At 43.5% G+C, this 9,658-nt stretch carries 5 protein-coding genes; 4 read left to right on the forward strand and 1 reads right to left on the reverse strand.

What is annotated here, in order from left to right:
• The first annotated feature begins 362 nt into the window (after positions 1-362).
• Positions 363-3,983: a family 78 glycoside hydrolase catalytic domain gene (locus tag AC37HE_RS03005; RefSeq protein ID WP_500781299.1), complete on the forward strand. Its 3,621-nt coding sequence runs from the start codon at positions 363-365 to the stop codon at positions 3,981-3,983.
• Positions 3,984-4,092: 109 nt separating this feature from the next.
• On the opposite strand, the gene AC37HE_RS03010 is transcribed toward AC37HE_RS03005, so the two are convergent.
• Positions 4,093-4,965 carry a helix-turn-helix domain-containing protein gene (locus AC37HE_RS03010; protein WP_500781300.1) on the reverse strand — a complete coding sequence of 291 codons (873 nt, stop codon included), beginning with the start codon at positions 4,963-4,965 and terminating at the stop codon, positions 4,093-4,095.
• A gap of 217 nt (positions 4,966-5,182) precedes the next feature.
• On the opposite strand from AC37HE_RS03010, the gene AC37HE_RS03015 reads away from it, so the two are divergent.
• The 3 genes from AC37HE_RS03015 to AC37HE_RS03025 all read left to right on the forward strand — a co-directional run.
• Entirely contained in the window at positions 5,183-6,568 is a 1,386-nt protein-coding gene (locus tag AC37HE_RS03015) for a sugar porter family MFS transporter (RefSeq protein ID WP_500781301.1), read from the forward strand.
• 13 nt (positions 6,569-6,581) lie between these two features.
• Positions 6,582-9,470, forward strand: coding sequence for an exo-beta-1,4-galactosidase (locus tag AC37HE_RS03020; RefSeq protein WP_500781302.1), 2,889 nt, complete (start codon positions 6,582-6,584; stop codon positions 9,468-9,470).
• The coding region (locus AC37HE_RS03025) for a hypothetical protein (RefSeq protein WP_500781303.1) at positions 9,470-9,658 on the forward strand (189 nt) is incomplete at its 3' end. The genes AC37HE_RS03020 and AC37HE_RS03025, both read left to right, overlap by 1 nt.

Consider the following 9,658-nt stretch of genomic DNA (forward strand, 5'->3'; position numbering starts at 1 on the left):
CGCAGATAAACTGTTTGGGCAAAAGTTGGATTTTTCCTTTTATAGTTAAGTTTTATGCTGATAAGCACCTTGTATTATAAAGCATTTAGAGGAGATTTTGGGATAATTCAACTATCTTCAAGCAAAACTAACTGACCCTGAAGATTACTATTTCAGCACAGGAGTAGAGCCTGTTCCAACAGCCTTTACCGACTTTTCAACTGTGTTTAATTTACCGGATGACAAAATACTTTATAATCCATTTATAGAATAGAAATTCAGTAAGGGTAAAGAGAGAATTTGTTCTTTACCCTTATTTTTATTTGATGAATACTCTTGTCGCTAAAGAATAAGAGTTCCCAATGAAACAAAAACAATAACCTATGAATGTAAAATCGCCCCATCAACTAAAAAAAATGATCTTTCGCTTGAAGACGATTCTGACAGTTGCTCTTCTTGCATTGATTTTTGGATGCTCAAAACAACCCTCATTAATTCAGAACCTGACCGTTGAATACCGAACAACTCCTTTGGGTATTGATGTGGAAATACCACGTTTTGCCTGGCAGATGCAGGAACCCGAGGGCGAACGCGGTTACGATCAAACAGCTTATCAGATTAAAGTGGAAGATTCATCAGGCGAATTGGTTTGGGATTCGGGAAAAATAGAAGGGCAAAAAGCACTGGCAATTCCTTACCAGGGATCAGCTCTTCAGCCTTCGACTCGATACAACTGGACTGTTACTGTTTGGGATCAGAATGGTAAGAATCACCAAGCTAGTTCCTGGTTCGAAACAGGTTTGATGAATCCTGAAATGAAAGCATGGGATGGAGCCGAATGGATAGGAGGTGGGGATAAAGACCTCGTATTTTTTGCTCCCTACGATGAAATTTTCGACTTGAGATATTCTGTCGCTATCGAAAAGGGAAGTACGAAAGCTGCCTTTGTTTACGGGGCGAACGATAGCCGATTAATGGATCGCTACAAAAATATTTACCAGCTAGAAAACGCTAAGGACCAGAGCTACATTAAACTTGAATTGGATTTGTCAGACATGGATAGGTCTGCAAGCGGATTGGCTAAATTCAATATTTACCGGGTTGGTTATGCTCCCGGAGATTTAGCGGATAAACCTTTCAAAACATTTACGATTAAAAGATCAGTTGTTAATAATGCGAATAAGAATGAGAAACACGCATTTGATGTAAAAAGCTTTTTCGGGAAGATCTATGTGACCCTTGATGGAGAGAAAGATTTCTATGTGAAAGATAATAAACCGGCAGAGTTTGTACCACCGTTCAGAATGAATCCGGGGGGTGCAGCTGTCAACTTGAATCCAATTGGAGAAGGTGGCGATTACCTGGCTTTTGGCATGGTGTGTCAAATCGGATTCGCGATGGAGCCGGGACAGCAGGCCCGTTTTTCGGATCTGGAGATCAGAAACATCAGAAAACCGGGAAATACAATTTTCACAGAAGACCTAAGCGGCGAATACGACGGAATTTTTGCCCCAAAATTAGAAGTTAAGAGTGGTGCTTATGTGTTGAGTGGTTTAGAAAATGGGAGCTTTATTGTTGCTGATCCGAGTCGAAATTCGGCTCCCATGTTACGCACCGAGTTTAAAGCCGATAAATCGATTAAGTCAGCGCGGTTGTATGTGACTTCCCGTGGTATTTACGAGGTCTATATCAACGGCGAGAAAGTCGGCCATGATTTTTACAACCCGGGACAAACACAGTACAATAAATCACATTTTTACCAGACCTACGATGTAACTCCTATGCTGAAACAAGGGGATAATGCGATGGGAGCAATGATGAGTGAAGGCTGGTGGAGCGGCCTGTTGAGCTTCGGTACGGTGTGGAATCATTTTGGCGATCGCCAATCGTTGCTAGCCAAATTGGTTATCAATTATGCTGATGGTTCGGAAAAAGTTGTGACCACTAACGATAAAAGTTGGAAGTTCACGAATGATGGCCCGATTATATACAGTAGTCTCGATTTGGGTGAAGTTTACGATGCAAGCCGTGATGCTAAGTTTGAAGGATGGAATGAGGTTGGTTATGATGACTCGGCATGGAAGGCTGCCTCTGTTGTCCCATTGGAAGGAACGACTTATTCGGGAGAGGAACGTGATTTTGACGGAACTGTAAGTGACTTTAATTATGATGATCTGAAATTGATCGGGCAGATTGGGAACAATGCTGGTGTGTATACAACCCTGACTGCTCAAAGTGTGAAAGAAGTTCGACCTGGAGTTTATGTGTACGATATGGGACAAAATTTCGTTGGCGTTCCAAGATTGAGCTTTTCTAAAGGAGCTGTTGGAGATACTGTTACCCTGCGCTATGCCGAAATTTTGTATCCGGATTTGAAAGCGTCGGGTGATAATGTGGGTATGATCATGACCGAAAATTACCGGGCGGCACTATGCCAGGATCTTTACATCATGAAAGATGGGCCCCAGGTGTTTCAGCCTAAATTTACATCACGTGGCTACCAGTATATCGAAATTACCGGGATCGATGCGCCACTTCCTTTAGAAGCTGTTCAGGGAGTTGCTATCAGTTCAATATTGAAGTTGACTGCTGATTATGAAACCTCAAATCCGAAAGTGAATCAGTTGTGGTCGAACCTCACCTGGTCCAATGTCGATAACTTTCTGACATTGCCAACCGATTGCCCGCAGCGGAACGAACGTATGGGATGGTCGGGCGATATCTCAGTTTTCTCGCGAACTGCAACTTATGTGTCCAATTCCGATCAGTTTTTAAGAAGGCATATGTTTGCAATGCGCGATGTGCAAAAAGCGAGTGGAAAATTTACCGATGTTGCCCCAATTGGAGGCGGTTTTGGCGGTTTATTATGGGGAAGTGCGGGACTTACAGTCGCTTGGGAAGCTTACCTGCAATACGATGATAAAGCCTTGCTGAAAGAGCATTACGATGCAATGGTCGCTTATATCGACTACCTGGCTAAAAGCATTGATCCGGAAACCGGAATGTGTCGCGATGTGCAGTTGGGCGACTGGCTTGGGCCGCAAAATAATAAACTGGGAGCTCAATATTTAGCAACGGTCTATCATGTCTTCGATTTGCAAATTATTAAAGAGGCGGCTAAAGTTTTGGGTAAAGATGCCGATTATGACCGATTTGAGGCGATGTATAACGAGCGCAAAGATTTCTTTAATAAAACCTTTTTAAACAAAGATCATAAAACGTTGGGGTATATCAGCTCCGGTTATTTTCTGGGACCGAAGGGGGGAGCGAAGCCCGAATTTAAATTGGCCGATACACAAACGTCATATGCTGTCGGTTTAGCTCTTGATGCTTTTGATGACGACGTGATTTCTGATATGGCAGCTAATTTGGCAGAAACCATTGCCCGACAAAATGAAGATGATGGAGGTGTTCTTCGACCGGAGTACTCTTTGATGACCGGTTTTATCGGCACTGCATGGGTGAGCAAAGCCTTGTCTGACTATGGTTACAATGATGAGGCTTACCGATTGCTGCAAAGCGAGCAGTACCCATCTTGGCTGTATTCTGTTGATCAAGGTGCTAAAACAATCTGGGAGCGGCTAAATGGCTACACTGTTGAAAATGGTTTTGGCGGAAATAACAGCATGAATTCATTTAATCACTATTCGTTTGGGGCTGTTGGGCAGTGGATGATTGCTTACTCCCTGGGGATTCAGCGCGATGAGCCTGGTTTCCAAAAGTTCATTCTTCAACCTACCCCTGACCCATCAGGCAAAATGACGTGGGCCGAAGGTTATTACGATTCGATGTACGGTAAGATTTACAGTAAATGGGAAGTTAAAGATGGCCAATTGCTGTATGATGCCGTTGTTCCGGCGAATACTTCCGCGACTTTGTATTTGCCTGCAAAATCGGAGGCTGACGTTTTGGATGCCGATGGTTGTGAGTTGCTTCGTTTCGAAAATGGGAAAGCCATTTATCAGCTTAAATCCGGAGATTATCATTTTAGCTCAACTCTTTAGTTACATTTAAAAATGCACGGATAAACTAAAATCCCCGGTGTTCTGCAAAACACCGGGGATCTTAAATATCTAGTCTTGACACATGCTGCCTTAATATTTAATTTAGCTCTTATCGCTTCCTGTATGATCGTGGTGACATGCCCATCACCTTTTTAAATTGTCGTGAGAAGTAAAATTGATCGTCAAAGCCGATATTGCGGGCAATGTCTGCTATCGATCGGTCATCAGAGTCCAGCAGTCGGCAGGCCCGCTGAATTTTTAACTGTATGAAATAATCAATGGGTGAGTGTCCGGTTCTACTCAAAAACAAGCGGGAATAATGGGATGCTGATAGTTTTACTGCCATTGCCAATTCCTCCAATTTATATTTCCGATTGATATTCTCAAGCATGAAGTTGATACTCTGGCTTACCGGATCTTTGCTGAATTGTTCGTTAATCGACCTAAATTGAGTGAGATAAGTAAATGAAGCAATTAGTCGGGGAAGCGACTGACTGATATACTCCAGGTTTTCAAAACTGTGACCGCGCTCAAGAATATAAAAAAGCTCATTGAAAAGTTCAATTCGCTCATTAATGCGTGAGTTATTGGTGCGTTGTACCGGCATTGCCTGAAGAACTGGTTTTCCCAGATGCTTGGCTTTGGGGCCTGCAAAGTGGATCCAGTAAATCGACCAGGGATCGGTTTTGTCGGCTGAGTAGGCGTGAGGTGCCCCTTCAGGAATGATGAAAAAATGATCGGCAGGAAGTGGCATTTTTTGATTTCCCAGGATAATGTGACCACTTCCCTCTACATTATAAATTAAAATGGTCTGTTCACTGCCATTGGGTCTTTCCCTGAAGTGATGGCGAGCTTGAGGATAATAACCAATGTCGGTCAGATAAATATCACTGCAAAGCGGAGACTTTTTGAGCTGGTCGATAATGCGTTCCGGAATGACGTAGCTCTGTTGACCCGGAAAGCCATCTTGTTTTTTCATCATGTTCCCCTTGGATTTGAATTGTTAATGTTTGATCGGCTGGTTTTCATTGTAATCTTGTTTTAACGGCTTTAAATATAGTTATTTGTTTGGGTTATATGTTGATTTGTTAGTTCATGTTGCAAGATCGTATATGATAAAATAATCCATATTTTTGCAGGATTGTTCATTCTCAGACAGCGGTATCCAAGCTATTTTTGAAAAACTAAATCAATTACTCGTGAACCATTACAAATTTAATCAGCCTTTTATCTTAGGAATTACCTTGGTTTCAGCCATGGGAGGACTTCTTTTCGGTTATGATTGGGTCGTTATTGGCGGCGCAAAACCATTTTACGAACGATTTTTTGAAATTGCTAATTCGCCGTACCTGCAAGGTTGGGCAATGAGTAGCGCACTGATCGGTTGCCTGCTTGGAGCCGTGTCGTCGGGCTATTTGGCCGAACGCTTTGGTCGGAAAATACCTCTGCTTGTTGCTGCAGCTTTATTTACCCTCTCAGCTTTTGGGACGGGAATTGTAGATCAGTTCACTCCTTTTGTCTTTTACCGTTTAATCGGAGGTTTGGGCATTGGACTGGCTTCAGCTATTTCACCCATGTACATTGCTGAGATTTCACCTGCGGCTATTCGTGGTCGTCTGGTGTCGGTAAACCAGCTAACAATCGTTATTGGAATTCTGGCCGCGCAGTCGGTCAATTATTTCATTGCCGAAGCAATTCCTGCAGGCGCTACTGATGCTGACATTCTGAATTCGTGGAATGGCCAGATGGGATGGCGCTGGATGTTTTGGGCCGAGTTGGTTCCTGCAACCTTATTCTTTTTATTGGCTTTTTTAATTCCTGAAAGTCCGCGTTACCTGGTTAAAATTGGAAATCTTTCCAAAGCAAAATCAATTCTGAGCCGAATTGGGGGTGATGCTTATGCGGCTGAAGAAGAAAAAAATATTGAACTGAACATTAAAGCCACTCCGGCCAAAGTGGAGACTAAAGAGTTGCTTTCACCGAAAATTAAGCCAATTCTGATATTAGGAATTGTACTGGCTGTTTTTCAGCAATGGTGCGGCATCAATGTCATTTTTAATTATGCCGAAGAAATTTTTACAGCAGCGGGGTACTCCGTTGGCGATATGCTTTTCAATATCATCATTACAGGAACCGTGAATTTGATCTTCACCTTGTTAGCTATGCGTGTAGTTGACAGCTGGGGACGGCGCAAACTCATGTTGGTTGGTTCCAGTGGCCTGGCAATCATCTACTTCATTTTGGGCGGAAGTTACATCCTTGAATTGCAGGGGATGGTGGTGCTTATTTTGGTATTGATGGCTATTGCCACTTATGCAATGACACTGGCACCGATTACCTGGGTTGTTCTTTCGGAGATCTTCCCGAACCGCCTGCGTGGTGCCGCGATGGCTGTTGCAACCACTGCTTTGTGGAGTGCATGTTTTGTGCTCACCTACAGCTTCCCGATTTTGAATGACCTGCTAAAAGCCGGCGGAACATTCTGGTTGTACGCTCTTATTTGCCTTTCAGGCTTCTTGTTTATCTTGAAAAAATTGCCCGAAACCAAAGGCAAATCACTCGAAGAAATTGAATCAAACTTTTAAAATATCAGACTTCATGAAACGATCTTTTCTGACCTGGTTATTCCCTTTATTACTATTGGCGGCCTGTGCGCCGAAAACTGAAAATCGCATTGATTTATCGGGTGAATGGCAATTTGCTACTGACCCGACAGATGTGGGGAAATCTGAAAAATGGTATTCCGAAAATTTGAAGGAAACTGTTGTATTACCAGGATCAATGGCGGAAAATGATAAAGGTGATGTTCCTGATTTACATACACCGTGGACCGGGACGATTTACGATAGTTCGTTTTATTTCAATCCGGCATTGGAAAAGTATCGTCAGCCAGGTGATGTGAAATTTCCGTTTTGGCTAACGCCGAACAAATATTACAAAGGTGCAGCCTGGTACCGTAAAGAGGTTACTGTGCCTGAAAACTGGTCGGGTAAACGTGTTGTTTTGCACCTGGAACGCCCGCACTGGCAAACTACTGTTTGGGTGAACGACCAAAAGGCAGGTTACGAGAATAGCCTTTCTACACCACATGAATACGATGTGACCAAACTGCTGAAAGCCGGTAGTAACTTCATTACCGTTTGCGTTGATAATCGCACCGATTCGATCAACGTTGGTCCTGATTCGCACAGCATTTCGGATCACACACAGGGTAACTGGAACGGCATGGTTGGGGAGCTTTACCTGCAGGCAGGATCACCCTTGTACATTGCTGACATGCAACTGTATCCAAATATTGAGTCGAAGACAGTTAAAGCAATTATTCAGCTGAAAACTGAAGATGTTGCAGCCGTCGATGCAGAGATAAATTTGCAGGCCCGATTGAAGACGGGGGAGACGAAAACTCTTCCTATGGTCAGCCAAAAGGTTAAGCTCTCGGGTAATGGAAAAGAGCTGGAAGTTGATTACGATATGGGGGATGACGTTAAGCTGTGGGACGAGTTTACGCCAAATTTGTATGAAATGACCGCGACGGTTAAGGCTCCCGGCATGGAAGAAGATGAGCTTCAACAAACATTTGGTATGCGTAAGGTTGAAATTGCCAATGGTAAAATATTGGTGAATGGTCGTCCGGTATTTATGCGCGGAACATTGGAATGTAATACGTTCCCCTTGACCGGATACCCGCCAACAGATGTGGAGTCGTGGAAAAAAATCATGCAAATCTGCAAAGAGAGTGGGTTAAATCATATTCGTTTTCACTCCCATTGCCCACCCGAAGCAGCATTTATTGCTGCCGATGAATTGGGAATGTACGTTCAGCCGGAGGGTGCAAGCTGGCCAAATCATGGTACTTCGCTGGGTGATGGCCGACCAGTCGATAATTATATTTTGGCAGAGATGAGCCGAATTATTAAGGCTTACGGAAATCATCCATCCTTTGTGATGTGGGCCTATTGCAACGAACCTTACGGTAATTATGTGCCGTTTCTCGATAAAAGCCTGAAAGAATGGAAAAGCAAGGATTCGCGACGGATCTACACTGCTGCTGCTATTGGCCGCAGTTGGAGCGTAAACCCGGAAAGTGAATATTTGGTTCGTTCGGTGCCGCGTGGACTGCCATTCAAGAAACAACCGAATGCAACGTTTAACTATGATGAACGCATTGCCGACGAGAGCCGTCCGTATATTACCCATGAGATGGGGCAATACTGTGTGTTTCCTGATTTTTCGGAGATTGACAAGTATACAGGAGTTTATAAAGCCAAGAACTTTGAAATGTTCAAAGGTATCCTGGAAGATCATCATATGGGAGATCAGGCGCATGACTTCCTGATGGCTTCCGGAAAGTTACAGGCACTTTGTTATAAAGCTGAAATTGAAGCCGAGTTCCGAACAAAGAGCCTGGATGGATTTCAGTTGTTGGGACTGAATGACTTCCCGGGACAGGGGAGTGCGATTATCGGAATGCTCAATGTATTTTGGCAGGAAAAAGGTTATATCACCAAAGAACAGATCAGCCACTTCTGTAACCAGACTGTACCTCTGGCCGAGTTTCCCAAGTTTGTATTTACAAATGCCGAAAGCTTGAAATTCCCGGTAGCAGTTTCACATTACGGAACTGAAGATTTGAAAGATGTGACACCAACCTATAGCATTACTACAGCAAGTGGAGATACTTTGGCAACCGGTGATTTCGGGATGCAGACCATTACAACCGGGCAATTGAACACGATGGGAACGCTTGATTTTCTATTGGATAAGCTAGGGAAGGCTGTTCAATGCAAATTGGAAGTGGATGTAGCAGGATTCTCCAACAGTTGGGACTTCTGGGTATATCCGGCAAAGCAACCAAACCGTGAGAAAGATGATATTTACTATACCGACAAGCTGGATCAAGCTGCTTTGAAAAAACTGGACGCCGGAGCTTCTGTTCTGCTCGATGCTTCCGGCAAAATAGAAAATGGTAAAGACATTGTTGCCAATTTCACCCCGGTATTTTGGAATACATCCTGGTTTAAAATGCGGCCTCCGCATACGACCGGAATTTTGGTGCAGGAAAATCACCCCGCGTTTAAAGACTTTCCGACCTCCTACCACAGCGACTACCAATGGTGGGAGATTGTGAATGGTCAGCAGGTGATGTGTATCGACAGTTTCCCTCCTGCATTCCGCCCTATTGTTCAACCCATCGATACCTGGTTCCTGAGCCGCCGTTTGGCACAGCTTTTCGAGGCCAAAGTAGGTAAGGGGAAATTGGTTGTTACAACCTTAAACATTGAGCCTTCAAACGGACCGGCGTCAGCTCAGCTGCGTCATAGCCTTGTAAATTATATGAATTCCACAGCCTTTAACCCCAAGGATGAATTAGATCCGGCAGTGATTCAGGAATTATTTGAAAAGAAAGATCGTCATGGCGTGAATTTGTACACCAAAGGAACTCCTGACGAACTAAAACCTACTACTCAAAAAACTCAAAAAAAGTAATGATGACAAAGGCATCGCTCGAAAAGTTGGTGATACCAACTTATGAATTAGGAAAATCTGAAATTAACCCTGTATTTTTCGAAAAGAGAGTTTACCAGGGCTCATCCGGTAAAGTATATCCGGTACCTTTTATCGATAAGGTGTACGATCATAAGGTGAATAAAGAATACCAGGCAGCAATTCTGGAA

It is taken from the genome of Mangrovibacterium sp., assembly GCF_059905295.1.